The sequence below is a fragment of the Micromonospora sp. NPDC049044 genome, from assembly GCF_040649215.1.
Lineage (GTDB): Bacteria > Actinomycetota > Actinomycetes > Mycobacteriales > Micromonosporaceae > Micromonospora.
Genome location: NZ_JBEZFA010000005.1, coordinates 151,031 through 176,019 on the forward strand (window position 1 = coordinate 151,031; position 24,989 = coordinate 176,019).

Sequence of the window (24,989 nt, forward strand, 5' to 3'; positions counted from 1 at the left end):
GTCACGCCTCCAGATCCGGCAGGGAGATGCTCGGTAGCACGCCGGCCGCCGCGGCGATCGCGGCGGGTGTCGTGTCGAGGTGGTCCAAGAGCCCTTCGACGTACGAGACGTCGACGCGGACCTTCTGCACACGGCCGTCGACGTCGCGCATCACGAACTCGCGGAAGCCGAGGCGGTTGGCGGAGCTGGTGTCGGCGGCGGAGAGCGAGGCGAGGGTGGCTTCGTACCCGTCGTTGACCGGCACCCGCAGCAGTCGTAGCGCTTCGGAGGCGATCTCGGCGTCTTCGGCGATCCGGCCGACGAAGACTGTGGAGACCAGGTTCTGCACGTCGAGGCCGAGGATGTCGCGGGGGTTCTGCGAGGCGACCAGGGCGGCGAGGTTCCACTTGCGGGAGTCCCGGGCGAGCCGGACCAGGAACGACCGTCCGGACCGCCAACCCTCCATGAAGTGCGCCTCGTCGAGGCCGACGAGCTTGCGTGAGGACATCGACCCGCCGTAGCAGCGGCGGACGGCGAGCCGGTGCGCGGTGTGCAGCATCGGCAGGGCCAGCGCTTCCTCGGCGGACCAGTACTCCCGTTCGATCTTGAGGTCGGGCAACCGCAGCCCGGCCATGGTGATCACGGTGAGGGCGGCGTCGGCGCCGAGCAGCCCTTCCGGTGGTCGACCGAAGAAGAGCATGGCCAGTGGCATCTCGGCGGTGTCCAGCAGGAGGTTGGCCAGCTCCTTGCCGGCGTCGTCGTCGAGACGACCGAGGCAGCTCACCACGTCGTCCAGGGTGGACGTCTCTTCGGCGGGGACCTGCCGGACCGCGTGCCGGAACAGGGTGGCGGTGGACGCCTCACGGGCCACCTGTGGTGGCACCAGCATCATGCAGATGTCCTGGACCAGCATCCGCCGCTCGGCCCGGGCGTTGGAGACCGCGATCTCGAACTCGCGGTCACCAGCCGCGCCGGCAGCGAATTCGGTACGCAGCGGGGTGGGGATGAGTGAGTAGGGCGCCAGGGTGCCGTGCTCGGAGCCGGTCAGGTTCAACACCCGGGAGTACGGTCGCAGTTCGGGCATCGCGCAGAGTCGAGCCAGCGGCCCGGACGGGTCGAGCAGGGTCACCTGGACACCTCTGCGGGCGGCCAGGTAACCCAGCGCGCCGAGCAGGGTCGACTTGCCACCGCCCGGTTCGGCGACGAAGACCGCCAGCCCGGAGCGTTCCCGGACCTCCATCGGGAAGTGCAGGTCGAGGAAGACCGGTCGACGGCAGGTGCCGGCCGTCCTGCCGATCAGGTCTCCCCGGCGGTCGCCCACGTTCGAGGCGGCCTGGGGGAGCGCGGCGGCGAGCAGTGGCACCGGCATGCGGCGGACGTAGCCGGTGTTGGCGATCGGCTCGCCGGGGATGAACTCGCGGGCCAACCAGTCCTGGCTCTTGGGGTGTTGCAGGGAGATGCGCAACTCCCGGGAGTAGAGCTGGATGAGCCGGCGGGCCCGCTCCAGGCACTCCTCCCTGGTCCGGCCGCCGACGGCGATCCGGTGCCAGCCGTGCGCCCGGGCCGAGTCGACCGGCAGACCGGTGGTCATCTCGTCGCCGATCACCAACGCGCGTTTGGCCAGTCGCTCCAGCTCCGGAGGCGCGTCGATGCCGTGCTCGGCGTAGTCGAGCTGTTGCGAGCGGATCATCCGCAGCCGGTGTTCGAGATTGCGGAAGGAGTCATTGGAGCCGAGGATGTCGACGCGGGTGGAGATCTCCATCGGCCACGGCAGCCGCTCGTGGAAGTGCAGCCAGGGCTCGTGCCGCTCGGGGATCTCCAGCGGCTCCATCCGGCCGACGGCGAGCACCGCCACGTGCCGTTCCTCGCCGGTCATCCGGTTGACGAGCTTCACCGTCGAGCCGTACGGGGTGCGGTAGCGCTCCACCTGTTCGGTAAGGGCGAGCAGGTCACCGCGTTCCCAGTGCCCGTCGGTAACGGGGGAGAGGGTGCCGGGCGGGGCCATGCACAGCGCCACCGAGCGGTAGAGCAGCCACTCCAGCTCCTGGGCGGTGACCCGTCGGCCGCGCATGCCGAACGCGCCGAGCACCTCGTCGAACTGCTCCACGGTGCGGCCCAGTTTGCGGCGTTCGCCCTCGGCGGTGCCCCGACCGAAGGTGCGCAGCAGCCGCTCGGTGAGCGAGTCACCGAGGGAGCGGCGGGCGAAGGTGACGCCCAGGTAGGTCTGTCCCTCGGCGTGGTTGACCGCCATCAGGTGCCGCTGGGCGGCGACCAGGTGGTCGGCCCAACCGGTGGTGCCGGGCACGTCGGCGAGCGGCGCGGGGGTGTGTGCGTCGATGGTGCGCGCCCACTCGTCGGCGGGGAACGGCCGGGTCGTGCGCCGCAGGTGCAGCCGGAAGCCGGCCAGGCCGGCGTACTGCTCGGAGATGGCTGACAACAGCGCTTCACGTTCGGCGTCCGGTCGGAACGCCCAGCGGACCTCGGGCAGCCAGTACCAGGCGGTCACGGTGTTGGGGGTGAATGTCAGGTGACCGGCGATCTCGGTGATGGCCAGCTCGACCGACGGGTCCCGATCGCCAAACTTGATCTTCGGGGCGCGAATCCGGGTCGGCTTGGTCGGTTGGTCCAGTCGGCTCGTGGCACGTTTCCGGGACGGGGCGATCTCCCGTCCGGTCGGCTCGGTGCCCGAGCCCTCGGCCCGATCCGGGTCGGCGACCCGCCGCGGCGTGCGCTCCAGCGCCGGCCGGTCCGCGGGCCCGGTGTTTGCCGGCTGCTCAGCCGGGACTGTTTGTCGGGCCGGTTGAGCAGCCGGTCGGGCTGCCTGCGGCGCCTGCCGACCCGTCGGTGGGGCCGGCGTCCGGCGTCCGGGCGTGGTGCCTGCCGGCCCGTTGACGGGATCGGTGCTGGCCGGTGGTGTGGTGGGGGCCCGGTCGGGCTCGGCCGAGGGCCGGACCATCGGCAGCCGGTCGCCGGCCTGGTGCGGCACCCGGGACTCGCTGGCCGGGTGGCCACCGCCGTGGCGTGGCTCGACCGGCCGGCGTCCGCCGCGGGGCTGGTCGTCGGGCGGCCAAGGTGGTTCCAGTTCGGGGCTCGGACGGGCCGGTGCCGGGCCGATCTGCGGCGGTGCCTGCGGTGGGATCGCCGGCTGCTCCTGGGTGCTCGGACCAGCCGAAACAGCTCGCGTGGCGCTGGGTCGTGCGCCACCGAAGAGGTCCAGGAAGGGCGAGTCGATATCGGCGTTCTCGCCGGCGGCCACCGCACTGGGCTCGGCGGGTGGCGTCCGCCGGGGGACCGGCCGGGGTGCCTGGAACACGCCCACCGCACCGTGGCCGGGCGATGTCACAAGCGCAGGATCGAGCGCCACCTCATCCTCGGCATCGCCGTAGTCGAATGACTGCGCACGGTGACCGGCAGGCACCGGCTGGTGGCCGGCCGGAGAATCCGGCGTGGACGAGCGACTCATGCGACCGCCTCAGGAGATGGCGGCAGGCTGCCACCCGCGTCGTGTGACGAACCGATCGACGTACGCCCGGTCATGCCAGCTCCTCCCGAATCCTGATCCGGCTGCCGACCAGGCGCGGGTCGCGCTGCTCGATCGCCGGCTCCCGGGTGCGCCGCCAGTCGGTGAGCGCGGTGCGGATGACCACCCGCGCCGGCCGATCGGGGTCGACGTGCCGGAAGATGAACGACGTGGTCACGATCGCGAGCGCGATCTCCCAGGCCGGGAAGAGCTCGACAGTGAACGTGAACAGCCAGTGGATGAACATGTAGAGGGGGACCAGCAGGATGAACAGCCCGTACTGGGCGTAGGGCAGGTGGACCGGAAGGGTGTAACCGGGCGGCCCGAGGTAGACCAGGCGGGCCCGGTAGATGTCGTCGTCGGTGCGCAGCCGCATCTGGTGAACGCGCCTATTCGAAGATCAGGTCGATCAGGTAATCGCCGACGAAGAAGAGCGTTGCCGCGCCGGCGATGAAGGCGAGCCCGACGATCGCGATCGCGGAGCTGGTAAGCACTTTGGAGATCTCGCCGCGGCTGGCTCGGCCGATGAAGATGACGCCCAGGACGGCAAGCAGGATCGGCGCGATCTTGCTGGCGAAGAAGGTGACGACACCGTTGGTGTCGATCCCCTTCGGGGCCGGCTCCGCGAGCGGAGTCGACGCCAGGGTGGAGAGCGCGTGGGCGACGTTGGAAGACGCCGTCTCCATGAGCTCGAAGGCGATCACTGGAACCTCCCCATAGCGCGGCCGGCGGTGCCGCGGCGGTGCGATAGGCAAGCCGGACGGGAAATCTGCTCCTCAGGGCATGGCGTTCTTGACCCTGCGTTCGTTACTCACCACGGAGGGTGGCGAGGTTTGGGCGGATTTTCCCCGCTTCGGCCCTCCCTCCAAGCTTCGCCATCTCGATGCTGGCCAATTCCAAAGCGTACGGGCCGCCCCGGATTGCGACAAGCCGCGAAGGGACTGCCCGATGCCGCCCGAATGACCGATCGTACACCTGTTCTAACGAGCACGTCAGGGGTGGTCGGTTGAGCCGACCCGGGCCGGTCGGCGCCGCTGCCGCGACCGGTACCGTCTAGTCGTGACCGATCTGGTGCGGGCCTCGGGGCCGGTGGTGATGGGCGTCCTCAACGTCACGCCGGACTCCTTCTCCGACGGCGGACGGTACGCCGACCTCGACTCGGCCGTCGGACACGGCGTCCGTCTGCGCGACGCCGGTGCGCACCTCATCGACATCGGCGGCGAGTCGACCCGTCCGGGCGCCGAACGGATCGACGCCGCGACCGAGGTCGCCCGGGTGCTGCCGGTCATCCGCGAGTTGACGGCCGCCGGCGTGTCGGTGAGCATCGACACCAGTCGCGCCCGGGTGGCGGAGGCGGCCCTGTCGGCCGGGGCGGCGGTGGTCAACGACGTCTCCGGCGGGCTGGCCGACCCGGACATGGCCCGCGTGGTTCGCGACGCGCGCTGCCCCTGGGTGCTGATGCACTGGCGGGGCCACTCCCGGGCGATGCGCGACCTGGCCAGTTACGGCGACGTGGTGGCCGACGTCCGGGCCGAACTGGCCCAACGGATCGACGCGGCGCTGGCCGCCGGGGTGGCCGCCGACCGCCTCATCGTCGATCCGGGGCTCGGTTTCGCCAAGACCGCCGCGCACAACTGGGAACTCAGCGCCCGGCTGCCGGAGCTGCTGGATCTCGGCTGTCCGCTGCTCTTCGGGGCCAGCCGCAAGTCGTACCTCGGTGGGTTGCTCGCCGCCCCGGACGGCACCCCACGACCGACCGCCCAGCGGGAGGCGGCCACGGTGGCCACCAGCGTGCTGGCCGTCGCCGCGGGCGCCTGGGGCGTCCGCGTACACGACGTGCGGGCCACCGTCGACGCGCTGGCCGTCTGGACCGCCACCGGCAGCCCGCGCATGGTCGTGGCGGGGCACGGCACGGAGCGAGCGCATCACGATCACGAGCATGGGGTACGGCGATGACGACGGACCGGATCCACCTGACCGGACTGCGGGCGCGCGGCCGGCACGGGGTGTACGACTTCGAACGCGAACAGGGGCAGGACTTCGTTGTCGACGCCGTCCTGGAGTTGGACCTCGGCCCGGCCGCCGCCAGCGACGACGTCACCGACACCGTCCACTACGGCGAGTTGGCCGAACGCCTGGTGGCGGTGGTGACCGGCGAGCCGGTGAACCTGATCGAAACCCTCGCCGATCGACTCCTCACTGTCTGCCTGGCCGACGAGCGGGTGCGCACCGCCACTGTCACTGTGCACAAACCGGAGGCCCCGGTGCCGCACACCTTCACCGACGTGGCGGTCACCATGACCCGGGCGAGGGGCCGGTGACCCGGGCCGTGCTGTCGCTCGGCAGCAACCTGGGCGACCGGCTGGGCCACCTGCGCACCGCGGTCGCCACGCTCGGCGACGCCGTTCTGGTGACCTCCGGGGTGTACGAGACTCCACCGTGGGGCGACGCCGACCAGCCCGCGTACCTCAACGCGGTGGTGCTCGCCCAGGACGCGACCGCGACCCCCCGCGACTGGCTGGAGCGGGCTCGCGACGCGGAGCGGGCGGCCGGCCGGGTCCGGGACCCGCAGCGGCGGTTCGGGCCGCGCACCCTCGACGTGGACGTGATCGCGGTCTGGGGCGACGACGACGAGCCGGTGTTCAGCGACGAGCAGGAGTTGACCCTGCCGCACCCCCGGGCGCACCTGCGGGCCTTCGTGCTGCGGCCGTGGATCGACATCCAGCCCTACGGTCGGTTGCCCGGCCACGGTTGGCTTACCGATCTGCTCACCACCGGCCCCGCGGCGGACGACGCGCTGGAACTGCGTCCCCGGCCCGAGTTGGCGTTAGAGTCGACGGCATGACCGAGCGGAGCCGGCCGGCATGACGCAGGCGAAGTCCCCACCACCGGGCGGGTCGGGCCCGGACCGCTCCCGGATGGGCCCCACCCGGATCTCGACACTTGTCGTCGCCGCACTGGCCGCCGCGGCGGTGGCCTGGTTGCTGATCAGCAGCCTCTACTACAGCGGCATCCCGAGGCTGCCCTGGCTGCCGGTGGTGACGCTGGCCGGGCTCGCCGTGCTCGAGGGGTACGCCGCGATCAACACCCGGGGCCGGATCGAGCGCAAGCCCGGCCGGGACCCGGTCGACCCGCTGCTGGTTGCCCGGCTGGTGGTGCTGGCCAAGGCGTCGGCGCTGGCCGCGGCCATCTTCGCCGGCTTCTACGCGGGGCTGACCGGCTGGCTGTTCATGGAAACCACCCGCGCGGCCCTGGACGATCGACCGGCTGCTGGCGGCGGCCTGCTCGCCTCGCTGGCTCTGGTTGGTGCCGCGCTGTGGCTGGAGCGCTCCTGCCGGGTGCCGGAGCGCCCGGACGACGACCACGAGCAGGACCCACGGGAGAGCCGTCCCGGCCAGCGCTGAGCAGGGGGTTACGCCCGGCTCCGAGCGCGGGTACGGTGCCTGCGATCGGAGAGCAAGGCCCACCCCCGGTCCGTCCGCGCGCCGGACCTGGGACGGTCGGCCACTGGGGAGGCGGCGTGATGGGTTACGAAGAAGCGGGTCGGGACCGCTCGACCGAGCTCTCGTCCGGTGTGCCCGCCGCCGTCCTGGAGAACGTCTTCGACGACCCCACGCAGGGTGATCCCGGCCGGGATCGGCTCGGCGTGCAGGTGGTCTGGGAGGTGCTGCTGCTCGCCGGCGTGGCGGCAGTGGGCTGGCTGCTCTGGCAGGAGGATCAGAGCCTGCTGCGCGCCGACAACCTGCGCACCCTGCTCGTCGACGCGGTCGGATTGGGGCTGCTCGCCCTGGCCGCCGGGCTGAGCCTGCGTACGGCGGCACCGAACCTGGCCGTCGGGCCGGTCGCGGTCGCCGCCGCCCTGCACTACGCCGAGCAGGGTGATCGGGGTCTGCCGGCGTCGGTCGGCCCGGCCGTGGCGCTCGCCGCGCTTGGCGGGCTCGCGCTGGCGCTGACCGTGGTGCTGCTGCACGTGCCGGGGTGGGCAGCCAGCCTGGCCGGTGCGGCCGGGGTGGTGGTGTTCATCGAACGCCGTTCGGCGCCCGTGCTGGTGCAGGGCGACTACGACCCGGGGCGCAGTGCCGGATACCTGTTCGCCGGCTTCGCGGCGGTGGCCGTCCTCGGCGGGCTGTTCGGCGCGGTCCGGGCGATCCGCCGACTTGTCGGCCGGTACCGGCCGACCACCGACCCGGCTCGTCGGCGTGGCGCGGTGGCCGCCGTCGTCACCGCTGTCGCGCTTGTCAGCTCGACAGTGATGGCCGCCCTCGCCGGTGTCCTCATCGCCGCCAACCACTCCGGGACGGCCACGGACCCGGGGTCCGTAACGCCCACCTCGGGGCTGGACTGGACGATCCTGGCGATCGGGGTGGCCCTGCTCGCCGGCACCAGCGCGTACGGGCGTCGCGGCGGTGTGTTCGGCACGTTGCTGGCGGTCAGCCTGGTCACCGTCTTCCAGGCGTACGCGCCGGAGCGTGGTTGGACGCTGAGCACCTGGGCGGTGGGTGGCGCCGCGCTCGGTGTCGGGTTGCTCGTCACCCGGCTTGTCGAGACGTTCGGTCGGCCCCGGCCGGGCAGCACCGACAGACCCGAACCGGTCACCGACGGCACGATCAGCACCGGGTGGACCATGCCGCAGTCGCAGTCGGTGGAGAACTGGCCGCCGACACTGCCGACGCCTGCCGCACCGCAACCCGTGGACCCCTGGCGGGATCCGCGGTGGGAGGACGGCCCGCGCCGGTGGGACGCCGACGAGCGGTGATCAGGGTGACGTCCGCCGAGCCGGAGCTGATCTCGACGGTTAGGCTCGGCGACATGACCGACACACCTGCCGCCACCCCCGGCGGAACCTCGTTCGCCGAGCTTGACGCGTTGCCCACCGAGGAGTTGCGGGAGCGGGCGTTCGCCCTGGCCCGGGAGCGGCGGGACGTCAAGTTCTACTGGTCGGTGCTGCGGCACCTGCCGAACGCGGACGAGGCCACGGTGCTGGACGGCGCACCGAACTCGATCGGCCCGACCATCGACGAGGCCAACGCGCTGTGGCGGGAGCTGACCGGTCACGGTTACGAGGAGTCCGCGCCGCTGCTGCGGGCCGCCTTCATCGACTACCTGCTGAAGCACTGAACCGCCCGGGGCAGCCCAGGTCCGCCCGAAGGACAGGGTCGGGGCCTGGACGGATGGCGTCGTCGTTCCTGCACCGCTCCGGCCGGGTCAGCCGCTACGGCACCGCCGCCGGCACCGGCGCGCTCGCCGTGTTGCTGCTGGTCGGGATCTGCGGCAGTCCGGCGTACACCGGTTGGGCTGCCACCCAGACCGACCCGGAGTCGGCCGGCGCCTACTATCTGCGCCTGCTCGCCTGGCCGGCCTGGCGGCTGGACGCGGACGGGCAGGCCGGCGGGTTGTTCGCCGCCGACCTGCGGGCCGTGCTGCTCGTGGTCCTCGCGGTCGCCCTGCTCTACCTGTTGCCCGCCGCGCAGGTGGCCCGGGTGCCCAGCCCGGTGAGCCAGTTTCTGTCCGGTTGGGCCGCGTACGTGCTCGCCGGTGGGCTGGCCGCCGTGCTGGCGGCGGTGCTCACCCCGGATCCGTCGCTGCTCGGTGCGTTGCAGGACGCCAGCGCGGGCGCCGGCTACGGCTTCCTCACCGGGTGGATCATCGGCACCGCCAGCCTTGGTGGTCGCGCCTGACCTGGTCCGAGGCGGTCGGGCGGGGGTGGCCGGGACCGGGCCGCCGACGGTGGCGGCCCGGTGGGCGTCGGGTCAGTTCGTCGGTCGGCCCAGCTCGAGCAGGCGGTGTCGGCTGAGGGCACCGACCGGTCGGCCGGCGTCGGTCACCACCAACTGGTCCCGTCCCGAGGTGAGCAGCACGGCCAGCGCGTCGTAGGCGGTGCCGTCAAGTGCCACGGTGGGCAGGTCCGCGGCGGCGTCGCCGGGTACGGGCTCCAATGACTCCCGGTCGAGTGGGGTCACCGCCAGCCGGCGGATGCCCCGGTCGGCTCCGACGAACTCGCGGACGAACGGGGTGGCCGGTGCGCCGAGCAGCGCGGCCGGCGTGTCGTACTGCTCCAGGTGCCCGCCCTCGGAGAGGACCGCGATCCGGTCGCCGAGCCGGACCGCCTCGTCGAGGTCGTGGGTGACAAGGACCGTCGTCTTGCGGACCTCGGCCTGAAGGCGGAGGAACTCCTCCTGCAGGCGGGTCCGGACGATCGGGTCGACGGCCGAGAACGGTTCGTCCATCAGCAGCACCACCGGGTCGGCGGCGAGCGCGCGGGCCACCCCGACCCGTTGCCGCTGGCCACCGGAGAGCTCGTGCGGGTAGCGGCCCCCGAACTGGGCCGGGTCCAGGCCGACCAGGTCGAGCAACTCGTCGACCCGGGCCCGGGTCTGCCGCTTCGGCCACCGGAGCAGGCCCGGCACTGTGGCCACGTTGGCCCGGACCGTCTGGTGTGGAAAAAGGCCGACGTTCTGGATCACATACCCGATGCGGCGGCGCAGCTGCACCGGGTCGACGTCGGTGACGTCCTCGTCGCCGAGCGTGATCCGGCCGGCGGTCGGCTCGATCAGGCGATTGATCATGCGCAGTACCGTCGACTTGCCACAGCCGGACGGGCCGATCAGCACCACCAGTTCGCCGGCCCGGACGTCCAGGCTGAGCTCCCGGACGGCCTCGGTGCCGTTCGGGTAGCGCTTCTTGATGCCCTGTAGGGAGATCGACGCCGCGCGAGGGGATCGGGCCGCGTCGGCAGCCTCCGGGGTAACGTCCACGTATGTCCTTCCGCCTGAGCTACCGGGCCGACCCGGGTAACCCCTGGTTCTCCTGGCAGTACGTGCGGGACAACTCTGACACGATCCTCGCCGCCGTGCGCGAACACGCCTCCCTCACCGGGCGGGCGGTGCTGCTCGCCGTGTTGATCGCGCTGCCGTTGTCCGTGCTGGCGTACTGGTTCCGGCCGCTCGCCGGTCCGATCCTCGCTGTCAGTGGGGTCGTCTACACCATCCCGTCGTTGGCGCTCTTCGCGTTCATCGCGCCCTACCTGGGCACCGGAACCACCACCGTGCTGGTCGGGCTGGTCCTCTACGCGTTGCTGTTGATCGTGCGCAACGTGGTGGCCGGCCTCAACCAGGTGCCCCCGGAGGTCGGCGAGGCCGCCGAGGGGATGGGGTACGGCCGGTGGGGGCGGCTGTTCCGGATCGACCTGCCGTTGGCGCTTCCGGGCATCGTGACCGGCGTGCGACTGGCGACCGTCTCGACGGTGGCGTTGGTCACAGTCGGGGTGCTGGTCGGGCATGGCGGCCTCGGGCAGTTGATCTTCGCGGGCTTCCAGAACAACCTCTACAAGGCGGAGATCATGACCGCCGCGCTGCTCTGCGTGGCGCTCGCGGTAGTGCTCGACCTCCTGCTCGTCCTGGTCGCCCGGTTGGTGACCCCCTGGTCCACCCGGAGCGCACGGTGACCGTCGCGGCGAATCCGATCGGCCAGGCGATCACCTGGATCAACGACCCACTGAACTGGACCAATCCGGGCGGCATGCTGGACCGGCTCGGTGAGCACCTGACGATCTCGGCCCTGGCGGTGGCGCTCGGCTGCCTGGTGGCCTGGCCGCTCGGGCTCTGGCTGGGGCACCTCGGCCGAGGTGGTGGCCTGGTGGTGCTGGTGTCCAACGCCACCCTGGCCATCCCCACCCTGGCGCTGCTCACCATCCTGCCGGTGGCCTTCGCCAGCGGCTTCGGACGGACGCCGGTAGTGGTGGCGCTTGCCGTCTTCGCCGTGCCGCCGCTGCTCGCCAACGCGTACACCGGGGTGCGACAGGTGGACCCGGAGGCCCGCGACGCGGCCCGGGGGATGGGCCTGTCCGGCGGGCAGCTGCTGCGCCGCGTCGAGTTGCCGCTCGCGGTGCCCTACCTGGCCGCCGGCTTTCGGACGGCCGCGGTCCAGGTGATCGCGACCGCCGCCCTGGCCTCGTTCGTCAACGGCGGCGGCCTCGGCCAGATCATCAGGACCGGCTTCGGGATCGGCATCGCGGCCGGTGGCGGGCAGATCGTCGCCGGCGGTGTGCTGGTGGCCGGGCTGGCGCTGCTCGCCGAGGTGGTTCTCGGTGGGGTCGAACGCCTTGTCACTCCCCGTCCGCTGCGGCGCGGACGGCAACGAACGCAGCGGCCCCGGCCCGCGGACGCCACCGGGCGGGCCTGACCCGTCCGGGTGAGCCCTGGGTCGAGCCGACCGCACACATCCGGCCGATCGGTGACGATGAGGTGACGAAGTCCATCCTGAGTTGTCGGTCGGTTGCGGAGCATGTTGGGTGGATATTCGCGGGCGGCCAACAGTCAGGCTCGTCCGTCGGACACGCGGCCGGCCCGGGACGGGCCGCGCCGGGACACGGAAGGCGGGCACATGCGCGCACGTACACGGCTGGCGATCGGCGTAATCGGCGCCGTCGCCGGGGCAGCGCTCCTCACCGGATGCGGTAAGGAAGGCTCGTCCGGCACCGACGCACCGCAGCAGGGCGCCTCCGGCGCCGGATGCGCCCCGGTCGCCGGCCAGCAGCTCATCGCTCTGCAGGACGACAAGAAGCTCCAGAACTCCGACAACGTCATCCCCGCGGTCAACAGCAAGGTCGCCAACCCGCAACTGATCGCCGCACTGGACAAGGTCTCCGCCGCGCTCGACACCCCGAAACTGATCCAGCTCAACAAGGCGGTGAACGACGAGCGTAAGACGCCACGGGTGGCGGCCGAGGAGTTCGCCGCCGCCAACAACCTCACCGACGGCATCGCCAAGGGACCGGGCGGCGACATCACTGTGGGCGCCGGCAACTTCGCCGAGAGCCAGATCCTGGGCGAGCTGTACCGGATCGCGCTCACCGCAGCCGGCTACCAGGTCAAGGTGCAGCAGATCGGCAACCGCGAGCTGTACGAGCCGGCGTTGCAGAAGGGCGAGATCCAGGTCGTCCCGGAGTACGCGGCGACAATGGCCGAGTTCCTCAACACCAAGGACAAGGGCGGCACTCCGCCGCCGATCTCCTCGCCCGACATCAACAGCACTGTCACCGCGCTCAAGGCCCAGGGCGACAAGGTCGGCATCACCTTCGGTGCCCCGGCCGCAGCCCAGGACCAGAACGCCTTCGCCGTCACCCAGGCGTTCGCCGACAAGTACGGCGTGCGGACCCTCTCCGAGTTGGCCGCGAAGTGCTCCGGCAGCGCGACGGTGCTGGGTGGCCCGCCGGAGTGCGAGCAGCGCCCGTTCTGCAAGCCGGGCCTGGAGAAGACGTACGGGCTGTCGGTGGGCAAGTTCTCCTCGCTGGACCAGGGCGGGCCGCTCACCAAGAGCGGTCTGCGGGACGGCTCGATCAGCGTGGGCCTGATCTTCTCCTCGGACGGCGCGTTCGCCACGAACTGAGCCCGTTCTGGGCCTGCTACGGACGCCCCCGCCCCGATCGGGCGGGGGCGTCCGCGCGTCCCGGGACCCCGTTCCCTCCGGCGCAGCTCGTCGGTAGGCTGCACATCCATGCCAGCCCCGGCCACCTCCGACGCCCGGCGTCAACCATCGCTGCTGACCGTGCTCTTCTGGGCGGGCGTCGCGCTCGCCCCGGTGGCGGCGCTGATCCTGCTGGTCGCCGACGGCAACGGCCCGCTGCGCTTCGCCGCGGTGCTCGCCATCGTCGCGGTGGTGCTGATCGGCCTCTCCATCGCACTGCGACCGGACGGCGAGGGTGCGCGAGCCGACGAGCTGCTCGACGAGATCGAGGAGCTGCGCCGGGAGCTGCGTACCGAGATCTCGACCGCCACCCAGCGCGGCAGCCAGGCGCTCGACCAGGCACACCGGGCCCAGGAGGGGATCGCCGCGATCCGCCGCCGGCTGGACGCCAGCGGTGCCGCTCTCGCCGGTACTGCCCCCGTCGCTGCCGCCGCCCCCGTCGCGGAACCGCCGGGCCCCGGCCGGGCACGAGTGCCGAGCGTCGAGCCGCCGGTGGACAACACGCCGGTAGCCCGGAGTCGCGTCCAGGCGCCGGGGGACGCACCGCCGGGCCGGGCCCGAGTGTCCGGCCCGGATGACGCGTCCCGGCGGGGCCGGGCTCCGCACCCGCACGACGACGAACCCGCCTACCCGCGGGAGCCCGCCGAGCCGCGGGCGACCGCGCGAACGTACGGCGCCGCGCGCCCGGCCGACGCCGTGTACGGCTCAGCCCGTCCTCGGGAACACGACCGCCCCGAGCCGGCACACCGGCCGGTCGGCGTCGTCCGGCACACCGAAACCGTGCACGTCACCACCCGGCACACGGTGGTGGACGGCGGGCCGGCCGAGCCGACCGGGCGCTACGAGGGCGAATACCCGGGCCGGTGGACCCCACCGGCGCAGGAGTGGACCCGAGGCGGCGGCGCGGATGAGCGTGCCCGCTCGGCCGGCCGGCCGAGAGGTGAGCCCGCGGAGCGGCCCCGGGCCGGGTACGACGACGACCGACGCCCCGACGACGACCGGTCCCGCCCCGGCGAGCGCGCGTGGGGGCCGCAGCCGCCGACCGCTGGGGAGCCCGAGTGGAGCGGCGGGCGGCAGGCGTCGGGTCGGCGTGCCGACCGGCACGGCGCCGACGGGGCCGAGCCGGGCTGGACGGGCCGCCACGACGAGCCGGAGTGGACCGATCCGCGCGACACGTACGCCCAACCCGACGAGCCTGACCCGGCCGCCAGGTCGCACCACGCGCCGGAGCGGCCACCGTCGGGCTCCTGGGACAGCCCGGACGACAGCGGTTGGTCGGCACAGCGCGCTCCGGCGGGTCCGACCGCTCCCCAGCCCGGGCCGGCCCTGCGGGCCGACGACACGGGCGAGTACTGGTCCCAGCTGCGGGCCGGTGACCGGTGGGCAACTGTCCGCGACGACGAGAACGGCACTGAGCTGCGGGTCGGCGAACGCCGGGCCGAGGTGCGCGCCGACGCCACCGGCACCGAGTACCGGGTGGCCGACCGCTGGGCCGAGGTCCGCCATGAGGAACCCCGCCAGCACGAGCAACCGCACCGCTACGAGGAACCGCGCCGCTACGAGGAACCGCGCCAGCATGACGGGCCGCGCCAGCGCGAGGCGCCGCAGCGCTACGGGGAGCCACGTCGGCAGGCGGAGCGTGAGTCGTACCACCGGGGCGAGCCGGCGGACCTGCCGGCGCTGCCGGCGGGCGGTGTTCCGGTGCCGGACGAGTGGCGCCCACCGCGTCCGCGCGGTCACCAGGCCGAACCCGTGCCGGAGCGGACCGGTCGGCGCCGGGTCGACGAGCGCTACGGCTACCCACCGCAGGACGACGTACCGCGTGCCGGTGGCACCCCGCCCGGCGACCGTTGGCGCTGAGCGGTCAGGCCGTCCGGCTCACTTGTCGATGTCGCCGACCACGAAGAACATCGAACCGAGGATCGCGATCAGATCCGGCACCAGGCAGCCGGGCAGCAGGGTGGCCAGCGCCTGCACGTTCGCGTAGGACGCGGTCCGCAACTTCAACCGCCACGGCGTCTTCTCACCCCGGGACACCAGGTAGTAACCGTTGATGCCGAGCGGGTTCTCGGTCCAGGCGTACGTGTGCCCCTCGGGTGCCTTGAGCACCTTCGGCAGCCGGGTGTTGACCGGGCCGGTCAGCTGGTCCACCCGGTCCAGGCACTGCTCGGCGAGGTCGAGCGATGCGTACACCTGGTCGAGCAGCACCTCGAAGCGGGCATGGCAGTCCCCGGCGGTGCGGGTGACGACCGGCACGTCCAGCTCGTCGTAGGCCAGATAGGGGTCGTCGCGGCGCAGGTCCAGGTCGAGCCCGGAGGCGCGGGCCACCGGCCCGGACGCGCCGAACGCGGCGGCGTCGGCGGCGGTGAGCACACCGACGCCCACGGTGCGGGCCAGGAAGATGTCGTTGCGGCGGATCAGGTGGTCCAGGTCGGGCAGCCGTCGGCGTACCTCGCCGATCGCCGCGCGGGCGCGGCCGGTCCACCCGTACGGCACCTCCTCCTTGAGGCCACCCACCCGGTTGAACATGTAGTGGATCCGGCCGCCGGAGACCTCCTCCATCACCGCCTGGATGGTCTCCCGTTCCCGGAAGGCGTAGAAGATCGGCGTGATCGCCCCGATCTCCAACGGGTACGAGCCGAGGAACATCAGGTGGTTCAGCACCCGGTTCAGCTCCGCCAGGGCCATCCGCAGCCAGGTGGCCCGCTCCGGCACCTCCATGCCCATCAGGCGTTCCACAGCGAGCACCACACCCAGCTCGTTGGAGAACGCCGAGAGCCAGTCGTGCCGGTTGGCCAACACGATGATCTGCCGGTAGTCGCGCACCTCGAACAGCTTCTCCGCGCCCCGGTGCATGTAACCGACGATCGGTTCGCAGGAGACCACCCGCTCACCGTCGAGCACCAGCTTCAGCCGCAGCACACCGTGCGTCGAGGGGTGCTGCGGGCCGATGTTCAGCACCATGTCGGTGCCGAGCTGCTGGTCGCCGGTGCCGGCGACCAGGCCGGCCCCGGTGCCGACGGTCAGTTCACGGAGGTCCCCGGCGTCGGTGGTCATGCCCGTCATCGTGCCACGGCCGGCTCGTGCACGATGCCGACCGGTTGGCGCAGCCACAGGTGCCCGCCGAGCCCGGCCGGGTCGGTCAGCTCGGCCACCGCCGACGCGGCGGCAAGCGCCCGCACGTACCCCGCCGGGTCGGTGCCGGCCAGGCTCAGCGGCGGTCGGCCGCCGTCGGCCCCGAGCGCCCGCAGCGCCTCCCGCTGCGAGACCAGGGAGTACGCACACCGGGCGACCTGTGCACCAGCGGAGGCGACCGAGTCCATGGCCACGTGCGCTGTGACATCACTCGACCCGTCCGGCACCGGAGGCACCTGCCGCCCACCCCGGTAACCGGTCAACGTCCCGTCCACCGGTCGACCCTCTCTCAGGTGCCCGTAGTCGACCGCCACCGCGAGCCCGCGTTCCATCTTTCGGACCGCGCTCGCCCAGGCGTCGTCGCGCGTTCGGCCGATCTCGGCTCGTGGGTGGTCACTGCTGGGGGTTGCCCGGAAACCCGACTCGCTTCCGCTTGTCGCGTCGGTCGAGGTCAGATCAGGGTCCGCGTGGGACGAGCTCGCGGGAGGGGGCCACCAGGTCGTCAGCCAGTCGAGGTCGTCGGGGCTGATTGGCTCACCGACCGTCTCCGCGCCGCTCTCGGGGTCGACGAGCACGTATCGCCAGCCGTCGGCGGTGTGCACCGCCACGTCGAGTGGGACGTTGTCCAACCACTCGCTAGCGATCAACAGTCCGGTGATCCCCTCGGGAATCTCAGCTGTCCAGTTGATCTCTTCGGGCAGGTTCTCGGGGCGCTCGGCGTACTCCACAGCTGTGAAGCGAACCCGTTCCGCAAGCGACTGACGAACGGTGACCGACGACGGCTCCCCGCCCAACGGACGGACGGAGGCCGTGGAAGTCGGGGTTTCCGGGGAGCCCGCCCACGCAGGGATCAAGCCTGACCGCCCGGAGTGGGTGGGCTCCCCGGAAACCCCCACCACGCCCCCGGCGAGCGCCCGCAGCAACTCCCCCCGCCCAGCCCCCACGTCGACCACGTCGAGCCGTGCCGGTTGCCCCAGAGCGGCGTCGACCTGCGTGAGCAGGCGCAGCAGAGCGGTGGCGAAGGCCGGGGACGCGTGCACGCTGGTCCGGAAGTGGGCGGCCGGCCCGCCGCCGGCCACGAAGAAGCCGCCCGGTCCGTAGAGGGCGTGGCCCATCGCGTCCCGCCACCGGATCGACATCGTCCTCCTCAGGGTCGGCATGGGTAGCCGTGCCGACCCTACGGTCCCCGCCGGGCGGCTTCCTGCCTCAGGCCCGGAAGTAGTGCCCGTCGTCCAGGTCGGCGATCAGGCCGGGGTGGGTGGGGGTCCAGCCCAGCAGTTCACGGGTGATGGCGGACGAGGTGGGGTTGTCCAGTTGGGCGAACTGCCCGAGAAAGCCGAAGTAGTCGTTCGCCTCGGCGGGGCTGATGCTACGGACCGGGAGGTCGAGGTTGCGGCCGACGGCAGTGGCGATCTCCCGGAAGGGGACTCCTTCGTCGGCGGCTCCGTGCAGGCGCGCACCGGCCGGGGCCTGCTCCAGGGCGAGCCGGTAGAGCTGGGCCGCGTCGAGCGTGTGCACGGCCGGCCACCGGTTGGCGCCCTCACCGACGTACGCGGCGTAGCCGTTGCGCCGGGCCGCCGCGATGATGACGGTGATGAAGCCGTTGTGGTCGAGTGAGCTGTGCACTGTGGGCGCGAGCCGGACGACGGAGCCGCGCACCCCGCGCGAGCCGAGGCCGGCCACGAAGTTCTCCGCGTCGATCCGGTAGCCGCCGCCGTCGAAGATGTCGCGTTCGGTGCCGGGACGGCCGACGACGCCGCCCATCACGAGCATGGCGGTGCCACCCGTGCCGACCAGGGGCTTGCCGGAGCCGGCCAGACCGTCGGCGAGCGCGGCGAGGGCGTCCAGGTCGGCCGAGGCGGCGCCGGCCAGGTCGCCGCTGACCATGAGGTCGTGCCGGAACGCCAGGTGGATCACCCCGTCGGCGGCGGCCGCCTCTTCCCGGAGCACGTCGAGGTCGGTCAGCTCGCCGCGGTGTGCCTGAGCGCCGAGCTTCTCGATCGCGGCGGCGGAGGTGTCGGAGCGGGCCAGGCCGACGACGTCGTGTCCGGCGGCGAGCAGTGCCGGCACGACCGCGGAGCCTAGGTGGCCGGAGGCACCTGTGACGAATACGCGCATTGTGTTCCTTCCGAGGAAGTGATGTCATCCTGCGACATGACCGTAGCTCGCCATGTCGCAAGATGACATGGACCGGCCGGAAATAATGTCGCCGTGTGACATCGGATACCATCGGCGGATGGCCCGCTGGCAACCGGACGCACGCGGCCGCCTGACGGCGGCCGCCTTCGAGCTGTTCCAGGAGCGCGGCTTCGAACAGACAACCGTCGCCGACGTCGCCGCCCGGGCCGGCCTCGACAAGCGCACCTTCTACCGGCTCTTCGGCGACAAGCGGGAGGTGCTCTTCAGCGGCAGCGAACAGCTGGAGGAGATCCTGGTCAAGGTGGTGACCGAGACGGGCGGGGCCCCCTTCGAGGCGGTCGTGGCCGGCTTCCGTCAGGTGGCTGTGGACGTCTTCGCCGACCGCCTCGAATTCGTCCGGATGCGCCAATCCATCATCGAGAGCAGCCCCGAGCTGCAGGAGCGCGAGCTACGCAAGACGGGCTCGCTGGTGGCCGCGGTCACCGCCGCCCTGCGGGCCAAGGGCCTCGGCGCGAGCGCTGCCACGCTGGCCACCGAGTCCGGCGCCACGGTCTTCCGGGTCGCGTACGCGCGCTGGCTAGCACCCGACAGCGACGCCTCACTCGCCGACCTGATCACCGAGGTGGCCGCCGAACTCCGCGCGATCACGTCGGCCCCGGGGTCCACGCCCTGACCGTGGTAAGCGCCGCACCCCTCCGTCGGTGGTGAACGTTTTCACACATGCTTGTCCTGGTTCGACGGGCCGGGCGCATACTTGCGATCGACCGGTACCCCTTCTCGAGGACTGGATCGTTGTCATGAGCGCACCGCTGCGCCCGCGTCCGGCCGACCAACCCCGGTCCGCCGCGCCCGGCCTCCCCGCCACCTCCCGCCCGCTCACCGTCGGCGTCCTCGGCGCCGGTCGGGTCGGTGCCGTCCTGGGCGCCGCACTCGTCGCCGCCGGGCACCGCGTGGTCGCCGTCACCGGCGACTCCGGGGCCAGCCGGGCCCGCCTCGCCCTCCTGCTGCCCGAGGTGCCCCGCCGCCCGGCCACCGCCGTCGCCCAGGCCGCCGCGGACCTGTTGCTGATCGCTGTGCCGGACGACGCGTTGGCCGGTGTGGTGGCCGACCTCGCCGACCGGCAGGCACTTCGCCCCGGCCAAGTGGTCGCCCACACCTCCGGCGCGCACGGCCTGAGCGTGCTGACGCCGGCCGCCGCCGTCGGTGCCCGCCCGCTCGCCCTGCACCCCGCGATGACCTTCACCGGTACGCCGGACGACCTGCCCCGGTTGGCAGGTATCTCGTACGGGGTGACCGCCCCGGCGGAGCTACGTGCGCTGGCCGCCCGGCTGGTCACCGACCTGGGTGGTGTGCCCGAGTGGGTGGACGAGTCGGCGCGTCCGCTGTACCACGCCGCGCTGGCCCACGGCGCGAACCACCTGGTGACCCTGGTGAACGAGGCGACCGACCGGCTACGTGACGCCGGGGTGACCCGGCCGGAGAAGGTGCTCGCCCCACTGCTGCGGGCCGCCCTGGAAAATGCGCTGCGGCTCGGTGACGACGCGTTGACCGGCCCGGTCTCCCGGGGTGACGCGGGCACCGTCCAGCGGCACCTGGCCCGGCTGGCCGACACCGCACCGGAATCCGTCCCCGCCTATCTCGCGTTGGCACGGCGTACCGCCGACCGGGCGATCGCCGCCGGTCGGCTGCGGCCGGTGGACGCGCAGTCGTTGCTCGGCGTACTCGCCGACACCGCCCGGGAGGTGGCCGCATGACACAACTCGTACACTCGCGCGCCGAGCTGGCCGAGGCCCGGGCCGGGCTGAAGGGCACCGTCGGGGTGGTGATGACGATGGGCGCCCTGCACTCCGGGCACGAGACGTTGCTGCGCGCGGCCCGGGAACAGGCCGACCACGTGCTGGTGACCATCTTCGTGAACCCGTTGCAGTTCGGGCCGAACGAGGACTTCGACCGCTACCCGCGCACCCTCGACGCCGACCTGGAGGTGTGCCGGCGGGCGGGCGCGGATCTCGTCTTCGCCCCGTCGGTGGCGGACATGTATCCGGACGGCCAGCCCCGGGTACGCCTCGACCCGGGCCCGCTCGGCGCGGAGTTGGAGGGCGCGAGCCGCCCCGGCTTCTTCCACGGGGTGCTCACCGTGGTGCTGAAGTTGCTCCAGCTCACCCGGCCGGACCTGACGTTCTTCGGCGAGAAGGACTACCAGCAGCTCACCCTGGTCCGGCGGATGACCCGGGACCTGGACGTCCCGGTCGACGTGATCGGCGTGCCGACCGTCCGGGAGCCGGACGGATTGGCGCTGTCCAGTCGCAACCGCTACCTGAGCGAGTCGGAGCGGGCCGCGGCGCTGAGTCTGTCCGCCGCGTTGCGGGCCGGCGCGCGGGCCGCCGCGGACGGTCTGGACGCGGGCGCGGTGCTGACCGCCGCGCACGCCGCTTTCGGTGCCGGTACGCCGGGCGCCCGCCTCGACTACCTGGTGCTCACCGACCCCGAGTTGGAACCGGGGCCGGTCACCGGGCCGGCGCGGCTGGTGATCGCCGCGTGGGTGGGCGCCACCCGCTTGATCGACAACGCGGCGATCCACCTCGCTCCCGCCCCGGACCGGGTCGCACCACCCGCCACCTCTTTGTGAAAGGCCACCCCGATGCTGCGGACCATGCTCAAGTCGAAGATCCACCGGGCCACGGTGACCCAGGCCGACCTGCACTACGTCGGTTCGGTGACGGTGGACGAGGACCTGCTCGACGCCGCCGACCTGCTCCCCGGCGAGCAGGTGGCGATCGTGGACATCACCAACGGTGCACGACTGGAGACGTACGTGATTCCCGGCGTACGGGGCAGCGGCGTGATCGGCATCAACGGTGCCGCCGCGCACCTGGTGCACCCCGGTGACCTGGTGATCCTGATCTCGTACGCGCAGATGGACAACGCCGAGGCCCGGTCGTACCAGCCGCGGGTGGTGCACGTGGACGCCGACAACCGGGTGATCGAGTTGGGCGCCGACCCGGCATCGGTGGCACCCGGCATGGTCGGTGACCCGGTGCCCAGCCCGCTGGCCATGTCCGGAGTCTGATCCCGCACGACGTGCTTCCGGTCTGTTACCGGAAGGTCATTCCCGGTTACCCTTGGCGCGCTGGCGGAAGCCGGTAGGTGGCTGGGGGAGGCCGCTATGCGCAGTGCCAGGACTACCGTGTTCGCCGCTGTCGTGACGGCGGTGCTGCTGGTGGGCTGCGCCGGGTCGGGCGGCCTGGACGGTGACCTGACCGACGACTGGGCGGCGCTGCCGCAGCCGACGGCGTTCACGCCGGCCGCCGGGGTCTGTCAGGCCGCCGACTTCACCGATGTGGTCACCCTTGCCGCCTACGAGCCGGTGGACTGCGCCGGCCCACACCGGCTGGAAACCGTGCATGTGGGGACGTTCCCGGCCGAGCGGCCGAGCGCGCCGGCGGGCGGCTCGGCGGAGTTGCGGGGCGCGTTCACCGAGTGCGACACCCGGGCGACCGGGTACGTGGGCGACGACTGGCGCGCCGGCCGGCTACGACTGTCGGTGGCGTTGCCCTCCGGGCCGGGCTGGGCGGCCGGTTCCCGGTGGTTCCGGTGTGACCTCACCGAGCTGACCACTGTCGAGGCCGCCGCCACAGTGGTGGTCCGCTCGGGCAGCCTGCGGGACGCGTTGAAGGGTGCGACCGGGCTGCGGCTCGGTTGCCAGCAGACCCGCACCGCGGCCGGCGCGGGCGTGCAGACACTGGTTCCGGTGCCGTGCGCCACACGGCACGACGCCGAGTTCGTCGGGGTGTGGCGCGCGCCGGAGATGGCGTACCCGACCCGGGACGCCGACTGGGCCCCGCTCTACACCGGCTGCCGCAGCGCCCTCGGCCGCTATGTGGGGGTGCCGGACGACGTCCACCTGCGCTTTCGCAGTGGGTTGGTGGTCCGCCCGCCGGGTGCGGGGCGGTGGCGGGTCGGTGATCGGGGGGTCCGCTGCTATCTGTGGCTGAGCGACCGTACGGTGACCGCCTCGCTGAAGGGCACCGGCCCGGCCGGTCTGCCGGTCCGGACGAAGTGACAACGGGCTGACGGCCGGCGCGGCGCCGGACGGGGTAGCCCAAAACACTCGTCCCGCCCCCGCCGCCCCGAGCGAGGACGGTTCGGGTTGACTGGGGGGATGGACCTTCCGACCGTCGACCTGCCGGCCCTGCCCGCGTTGCTGGCCGCGCCCGCGCCCGGCTGGGTGGAGACCACCGACGTGATCGTTGTGGGTTCCGGGGTGGCCGGGTTGACCGCGGCGCTGCACCTGCGGGAGGCAGGCCTGCACGTCACGGTGGTAACCAAGGTCAACATCGATGACGGCTCGACGCGGTGGGCGCAGGGCGGCATCGCCGCCGTGCTCGACCCGACGGACACCCCGGCGGCCCATGCCCGGGACACCGAGATCGCGGGGGTCGGGCTCTGCGACCCGGCGGCGGTCCGGGTGCTTGTCGAGGAGGGCCCGACCCGGCTGCGGGAGCTGATGCGCATCGGCGCCGAGTTCGATCGCCATCCGGACGGCTCGTTGATGCTGACCCGGGAGGGTGGGCACCGGGCGGACCGGATCGTGCACGCCGGTGGTGACGCCACCGGCGCGGAGGTGCAGCGGGCCCTGCACGCGGCGGTGCAGCGCGACCCGTGGATCCGGCTTGTCGAACACGCCCTGGTGTTGGACCTGCTGCGCGCGCCGGGCGACGGCCCGGACGGGCTCGGCCCGGCCTGCGGGATCACCCTGCACGTGCTCGGCGAGGGCAGCGAGGACGGCGTCGGCGCACTGCTGGCCCGGGCGGTGGTGCTTGCCACCGGCGGGATGGGGCAGATCTTCGCGGCCACCACCAACCCGGCGGTCTCGACCGGCGACGGGGTGGCGCTGGCGATGCGGGCCGGCGCGGCGGTGACCGACGTGGAGTTCGTCCAGTTCCACCCGACCGCGCTGATCACCCCGCCCGGCGCGGGAGTGCCGGGCGCCGGGCACGCGCAGCAGCCGCTGGTCTCCGAGGCGCTGCGCGGGGAGGGCGCGTACCTGGTGGACGCCGACGGCAAGCGGTTCATGGTGGGCCAGCACGAGTTGGCCGAGTTGGCACCTCGGGACGTGGTGGCCAAGGGCATCCACCGGGTGTTGCTGGCCACCGGCGCGGACCACGTCTTCCTCGACGCGCGGCACCTGGGCGGGGACTTCCTGGCCGGTCGGTTCCCCACCATCGTGGCGTCCTGCCTGGCGATCGGTGTGGACCCGGCGAACGAGCTGATCCCGGTGGCGCCGGCCGCCCACTACGCCTCCGGTGGGGTCCGCACCGATCTGCGCGGTCGCACCTCGATTCCCGGCCTGTACGCCTGCGGCGAGGTGGCCTGTACGGGGGTGCACGGCGCGAACCGGCTGGCCAGCAACTCGCTGCTTGAAGGGCTGGTCTTCTCCCGGCGGATCGCCGAGGACATCGCCGTCGGGCTGCCCGAGCAGATCCAGCCGGCGGACACCGGGGCCTGGCGCGGGGGCGCGGGCTGGGTGCTGCCCGCCGAGGCGACGCCGACCCTGCAACGGGCGATGACCCGGGGAGCCGGGGTGCTCCGGTCGGCGGCGACGCTCGCCGGGACGGCCGGCACGCTGCGGGAGTTGGGCGCTGCCCGGGGGCGGCCCCGCACGTCCGACTGGGAGGCGACGAATCTGCTCACCGTGGCGTCGACGCTTGTCGCCGCCGCGTACGCGCGTGGCGAGACCCGGGGCTGCCACTGGCGGGAGGACTTCCCGACGGCCGACGAGCGGTGGCTGGGCCACCTCGTCGGGTCGATCGGGGCGGCGGGCCGGGTGGACCAACAGTGGGAGGGAAACTCATGACCGGGTCGACAGAGGTGGCGTTGCGGGCGGCCGGGTTGGACCCGACGCAGGTGCGGCAGGTGATCGAAACCGCGCTGGTCGAGGATCTGGGGCCCGATTTCCTGGACGTCACGAGTGTGGCCACCATCCCGGCGGAGCAGACCGACACCGCCGACCTGGTGGCCCGCGCGGATGGTGTGCTGGCCGGGTTGGCCGTGGCCGCGGCCGTGTTCGAGTTGGTGGGCGAGGTGACCGGCTTCGGTCGTACCGTCGAGGTGTCGGTGGTGGCCCGCGACGGTGCGCGGGTGGCCCGCGGCGACGTGCTGGCGACGGTGACCGGCCCGACCCGGCTGTTGTTGACGGCCGAGCGGACGGCGCTGAACCTGCTCTGCCGGATGTCCGGGGTGGCCACCCACACCCGGGCCTGGGCGGACGCGCTGGCCGGCACGAAGGCGATGGTGCTTGACACCCGGAAGACGACGCCGGGCCTGCGGGCGCTTGAGAAGTACGCGGTGCGGGCCGGCGGGGGCACCAACAAGCGGATGGGCCTTTACGACGTGGCCATGATCAAGGACAACCACAAGCTCGCGGCCGGCGGCATCACTGCGGCGTACCGGCGGGTCCGGGCGGCGTTCCCGGAGGTGCCGGTGCAGGTCGAGGTGACCACCGTCGACGAGGCGGTCGAGGCGGTGGAGGCCGGTGCGGACTTCCTGCTCTGCGACAACATGACGCCGGAGGTGTTGGCCGAGGCGGTGGCCGCCGTGGGTGACCGGGCCGAGTTGGAGGCCACCGGGGGCCTGACCCTGGAGGTGGCGGGCCGGTATGCGGCCACCGGCGTCGACTTCCTCTCGGTGGGGGCGTTGACGCACTCGTCGCCGATCCTGGACATCGCGCTCGACCTGCGGACCGGGTAGC

Annotated in this window: 25 protein-coding genes; 18 read left to right on the forward strand and 7 right to left on the reverse strand. The window is 72.7% G+C overall.

Annotated features, from left to right (window positions below):
• Position 1: 1 nt before the first annotated feature.
• The 3 genes from AB0B85_RS05920 to AB0B85_RS05930 form a co-directional block, all read right to left on the reverse strand.
• Entirely contained in the window at positions 2-3,442 is a 3,441-nt protein-coding gene (locus AB0B85_RS05920; protein ID WP_357404013.1) for an ATP-binding protein, read from the reverse strand.
• A gap of 70 nt (positions 3,443-3,512) precedes the next feature.
• On the reverse strand, positions 3,513-3,875 hold the full coding sequence (locus tag AB0B85_RS05925; protein WP_355032620.1) for a hypothetical protein: 363 nt from the start codon (positions 3,873-3,875) through the stop codon (positions 3,513-3,515).
• Between the two features lie 13 nt (positions 3,876-3,888).
• Positions 3,889-4,203 (reverse strand): hypothetical protein, encoded by a 315-nt coding sequence (locus tag AB0B85_RS05930; RefSeq protein WP_357404016.1) that lies wholly within the window; start codon positions 4,201-4,203, stop codon positions 3,889-3,891.
• A gap of 355 nt (positions 4,204-4,558) precedes the next feature.
• On the opposite strand from AB0B85_RS05930, the gene folP reads away from it, so the two are divergent.
• The 7 genes from folP (at position 4,559) to AB0B85_RS05965 (ending at position 9,177) form a co-directional block, all read left to right on the forward strand.
• Positions 4,559-5,455 carry a dihydropteroate synthase gene (gene folP, locus AB0B85_RS05935; protein ID WP_357404018.1) on the forward strand — a complete coding sequence of 299 codons (897 nt, stop codon included), beginning with the start codon at positions 4,559-4,561 and terminating at the stop codon, positions 5,453-5,455.
• On the forward strand, positions 5,452-5,820 hold the full coding sequence (gene folB, locus AB0B85_RS05940; RefSeq protein WP_357404020.1) for a dihydroneopterin aldolase: 369 nt from the start codon (positions 5,452-5,454) through the stop codon (positions 5,818-5,820). The genes folP and folB overlap by 4 nt, the downstream gene beginning before the upstream one ends.
• The gene (gene folK / locus AB0B85_RS05945; RefSeq protein WP_357404022.1) at positions 5,817-6,344 is read left to right on the forward strand and encodes a 2-amino-4-hydroxy-6-hydroxymethyldihydropteridine diphosphokinase; all 528 of its coding nucleotides are present in this window, start codon (positions 5,817-5,819) and stop codon (positions 6,342-6,344) included. Before folB ends, folK begins: the two co-directional genes overlap by 4 nt.
• 19 nt (positions 6,345-6,363) lie before the next feature.
• Entirely contained in the window at positions 6,364-6,903 is a 540-nt protein-coding gene (locus AB0B85_RS05950; RefSeq protein WP_357404024.1) for a DUF3180 domain-containing protein, read from the forward strand.
• 119 nt (positions 6,904-7,022) lie between these two features.
• Entirely contained in the window at positions 7,023-8,255 is a 1,233-nt protein-coding gene (locus AB0B85_RS05955) for an ABC transporter permease (RefSeq protein ID WP_357404026.1), read from the forward strand.
• A gap of 53 nt (positions 8,256-8,308) precedes the next feature.
• The gene (locus AB0B85_RS05960; protein WP_357404028.1) at positions 8,309-8,617 is read left to right on the forward strand and encodes a hypothetical protein; all 309 of its coding nucleotides are present in this window, start codon (positions 8,309-8,311) and stop codon (positions 8,615-8,617) included.
• Between the two features lie 53 nt (positions 8,618-8,670).
• Positions 8,671-9,177, forward strand: a complete 507-nt coding sequence (locus AB0B85_RS05965) for a hypothetical protein (RefSeq protein WP_357404030.1) — start codon at positions 8,671-8,673, stop codon at positions 9,175-9,177.
• A 72-nt stretch (positions 9,178-9,249) separates the two neighbouring features.
• Here AB0B85_RS05965 and AB0B85_RS05970 read toward each other — a convergent pair whose 3' ends face one another.
• Positions 9,250-10,254 (reverse strand): ATP-binding cassette domain-containing protein, encoded by a 1,005-nt coding sequence (locus AB0B85_RS05970; protein WP_357404032.1) that lies wholly within the window; start codon positions 10,252-10,254, stop codon positions 9,250-9,252.
• Between the two features lie 2 nt (positions 10,255-10,256).
• Between AB0B85_RS05970 and AB0B85_RS05975 the strand changes: the two genes are divergently transcribed.
• The 4 genes from AB0B85_RS05975 (at position 10,257) to AB0B85_RS05990 (ending at position 14,824) form a co-directional block, all read left to right on the forward strand.
• A complete protein-coding gene (locus AB0B85_RS05975; RefSeq protein WP_357404034.1) occupies positions 10,257-10,943 on the forward strand; it encodes an ABC transporter permease in 687 nt (228 codons plus the stop codon).
• Positions 10,940-11,680: an ABC transporter permease gene (locus tag AB0B85_RS05980; RefSeq protein ID WP_357404036.1), complete on the forward strand. Its 741-nt coding sequence runs from the start codon at positions 10,940-10,942 to the stop codon at positions 11,678-11,680. Before AB0B85_RS05975 ends, AB0B85_RS05980 begins: the two co-directional genes overlap by 4 nt.
• Before the next feature lie 201 nt (positions 11,681-11,881).
• Positions 11,882-12,886 (forward strand): glycine betaine ABC transporter substrate-binding protein, encoded by a 1,005-nt coding sequence (locus AB0B85_RS05985; RefSeq protein ID WP_357404038.1) that lies wholly within the window; start codon positions 11,882-11,884, stop codon positions 12,884-12,886.
• Positions 12,887-12,994: 108 nt separating this feature from the next.
• Positions 12,995-14,824, forward strand: coding sequence for a hypothetical protein (locus tag AB0B85_RS05990; protein WP_357404041.1), 1,830 nt, complete (start codon positions 12,995-12,997; stop codon positions 14,822-14,824).
• An 18-nt stretch (positions 14,825-14,842) separates the two neighbouring features.
• Here the strand turns inward: AB0B85_RS05990 and AB0B85_RS05995 are convergent, their stop codons facing one another.
• The 3 genes from AB0B85_RS05995 to AB0B85_RS06005 form a co-directional block, all read right to left on the reverse strand.
• Complete coding sequence (locus AB0B85_RS05995; protein WP_357404043.1) at positions 14,843-16,030, reverse strand: NADH-quinone oxidoreductase subunit D; 1,188 nt, start codon at positions 16,028-16,030, stop codon at positions 14,843-14,845.
• Positions 16,027-17,238 (reverse strand): SAM-dependent methyltransferase, encoded by a 1,212-nt coding sequence (locus AB0B85_RS06000; RefSeq protein ID WP_357404044.1) that lies wholly within the window; start codon positions 17,236-17,238, stop codon positions 16,027-16,029. The genes AB0B85_RS05995 and AB0B85_RS06000 overlap by 4 nt, the downstream gene beginning before the upstream one ends.
• 67 nt (positions 17,239-17,305) lie before the next feature.
• Positions 17,306-18,217, reverse strand: coding sequence for an SDR family oxidoreductase (locus AB0B85_RS06005; protein WP_357404046.1), 912 nt, complete (start codon positions 18,215-18,217; stop codon positions 17,306-17,308).
• A 118-nt stretch (positions 18,218-18,335) separates the two neighbouring features.
• Between AB0B85_RS06005 and AB0B85_RS06010 the strand changes: the two genes are divergently transcribed.
• The 7 genes from AB0B85_RS06010 (at position 18,336) to nadC (ending at position 24,988) form a co-directional block, all read left to right on the forward strand.
• Positions 18,336-18,911, forward strand: coding sequence for a TetR family transcriptional regulator (locus AB0B85_RS06010; RefSeq protein WP_357404048.1), 576 nt, complete (start codon positions 18,336-18,338; stop codon positions 18,909-18,911).
• Between the two features lie 124 nt (positions 18,912-19,035).
• Complete coding sequence (locus tag AB0B85_RS06015) at positions 19,036-19,992, forward strand: Rossmann-like and DUF2520 domain-containing protein (RefSeq protein ID WP_357404050.1); 957 nt, start codon at positions 19,036-19,038, stop codon at positions 19,990-19,992.
• Positions 19,989-20,867: a pantoate--beta-alanine ligase gene (gene panC, locus AB0B85_RS06020; protein WP_357404052.1), complete on the forward strand. Its 879-nt coding sequence runs from the start codon at positions 19,989-19,991 to the stop codon at positions 20,865-20,867. Before AB0B85_RS06015 ends, panC begins: the two co-directional genes overlap by 4 nt.
• Positions 20,868-20,879: 12 nt before the next feature.
• On the forward strand, positions 20,880-21,308 hold the full coding sequence (gene panD / locus AB0B85_RS06025) for an aspartate 1-decarboxylase (RefSeq protein WP_357404054.1): 429 nt from the start codon (positions 20,880-20,882) through the stop codon (positions 21,306-21,308).
• A gap of 96 nt (positions 21,309-21,404) precedes the next feature.
• The gene (locus tag AB0B85_RS06030) at positions 21,405-22,301 is read left to right on the forward strand and encodes a septum formation family protein (RefSeq protein WP_357404056.1); all 897 of its coding nucleotides are present in this window, start codon (positions 21,405-21,407) and stop codon (positions 22,299-22,301) included.
• 99 nt (positions 22,302-22,400) lie between these two features.
• On the forward strand, positions 22,401-24,095 hold the full coding sequence (locus AB0B85_RS06035; RefSeq protein WP_357404058.1) for an L-aspartate oxidase: 1,695 nt from the start codon (positions 22,401-22,403) through the stop codon (positions 24,093-24,095).
• Positions 24,092-24,988: a carboxylating nicotinate-nucleotide diphosphorylase gene (gene nadC / locus AB0B85_RS06040; RefSeq protein WP_357404060.1), complete on the forward strand. Its 897-nt coding sequence runs from the start codon at positions 24,092-24,094 to the stop codon at positions 24,986-24,988. The genes AB0B85_RS06035 and nadC overlap by 4 nt, the downstream gene beginning before the upstream one ends.
• Position 24,989: the final 1 nt, after the last annotated feature.

What these genes read in the sequence shown, in the direction of transcription:
- AB0B85_RS05920 (WP_357404013.1), bottom strand. Translation starts at nt 3,442, where the DNA reads ATGAGTCGCTCGTCCACGCCGGATTCTCCGGCCGGCCACCAGCCGGTG.
- AB0B85_RS05925 (WP_355032620.1), bottom strand. Translation starts at nt 3,875, where the DNA reads ATGCGGCTGCGCACCGACGACGACATCTACCGGGCCCGCCTGGTCTAC.
- folB (WP_357404020.1), top strand. Translation starts at nt 5,452, where the DNA reads ATGACGACGGACCGGATCCACCTGACCGGACTGCGGGCGCGCGGCCGG.
- AB0B85_RS05950 (WP_357404024.1), top strand. Translation starts at nt 6,364, where the DNA reads ATGACGCAGGCGAAGTCCCCACCACCGGGCGGGTCGGGCCCGGACCGC.
- AB0B85_RS05955 (WP_357404026.1), top strand. Translation starts at nt 7,023, where the DNA reads ATGGGTTACGAAGAAGCGGGTCGGGACCGCTCGACCGAGCTCTCGTCC.
- AB0B85_RS05960 (WP_357404028.1), top strand. Translation starts at nt 8,309, where the DNA reads ATGACCGACACACCTGCCGCCACCCCCGGCGGAACCTCGTTCGCCGAG.
- AB0B85_RS05965 (WP_357404030.1), top strand. Translation starts at nt 8,671, where the DNA reads ATGGCGTCGTCGTTCCTGCACCGCTCCGGCCGGGTCAGCCGCTACGGC.
- AB0B85_RS05975 (WP_357404034.1), top strand. Translation starts at nt 10,257, where the DNA reads ATGTCCTTCCGCCTGAGCTACCGGGCCGACCCGGGTAACCCCTGGTTC.
- AB0B85_RS05985 (WP_357404038.1), top strand. Translation starts at nt 11,882, where the DNA reads ATGCGCGCACGTACACGGCTGGCGATCGGCGTAATCGGCGCCGTCGCC.
- AB0B85_RS05990 (WP_357404041.1), top strand. Translation starts at nt 12,995, where the DNA reads ATGCCAGCCCCGGCCACCTCCGACGCCCGGCGTCAACCATCGCTGCTG.
- AB0B85_RS05995 (WP_357404043.1), bottom strand. Translation starts at nt 16,030, where the DNA reads ATGACGGGCATGACCACCGACGCCGGGGACCTCCGTGAACTGACCGTC.
- AB0B85_RS06000 (WP_357404044.1), bottom strand. Translation starts at nt 17,238, where the DNA reads ATGTCGATCCGGTGGCGGGACGCGATGGGCCACGCCCTCTACGGACCG.
- AB0B85_RS06005 (WP_357404046.1), bottom strand. Translation starts at nt 18,217, where the DNA reads ATGCGCGTATTCGTCACAGGTGCCTCCGGCCACCTAGGCTCCGCGGTC.
- AB0B85_RS06010 (WP_357404048.1), top strand. Translation starts at nt 18,336, where the DNA reads ATGGCCCGCTGGCAACCGGACGCACGCGGCCGCCTGACGGCGGCCGCC.
- AB0B85_RS06015 (WP_357404050.1), top strand. Translation starts at nt 19,036, where the DNA reads ATGAGCGCACCGCTGCGCCCGCGTCCGGCCGACCAACCCCGGTCCGCC.
- panC (WP_357404052.1), top strand. Translation starts at nt 19,989, where the DNA reads ATGACACAACTCGTACACTCGCGCGCCGAGCTGGCCGAGGCCCGGGCC.
- panD (WP_357404054.1), top strand. Translation starts at nt 20,880, where the DNA reads ATGCTGCGGACCATGCTCAAGTCGAAGATCCACCGGGCCACGGTGACC.
- AB0B85_RS06030 (WP_357404056.1), top strand. Translation starts at nt 21,405, where the DNA reads ATGCGCAGTGCCAGGACTACCGTGTTCGCCGCTGTCGTGACGGCGGTG.
- AB0B85_RS06035 (WP_357404058.1), top strand. Translation starts at nt 22,401, where the DNA reads ATGGACCTTCCGACCGTCGACCTGCCGGCCCTGCCCGCGTTGCTGGCC.
- nadC (WP_357404060.1), top strand. Translation starts at nt 24,092, where the DNA reads ATGACCGGGTCGACAGAGGTGGCGTTGCGGGCGGCCGGGTTGGACCCG.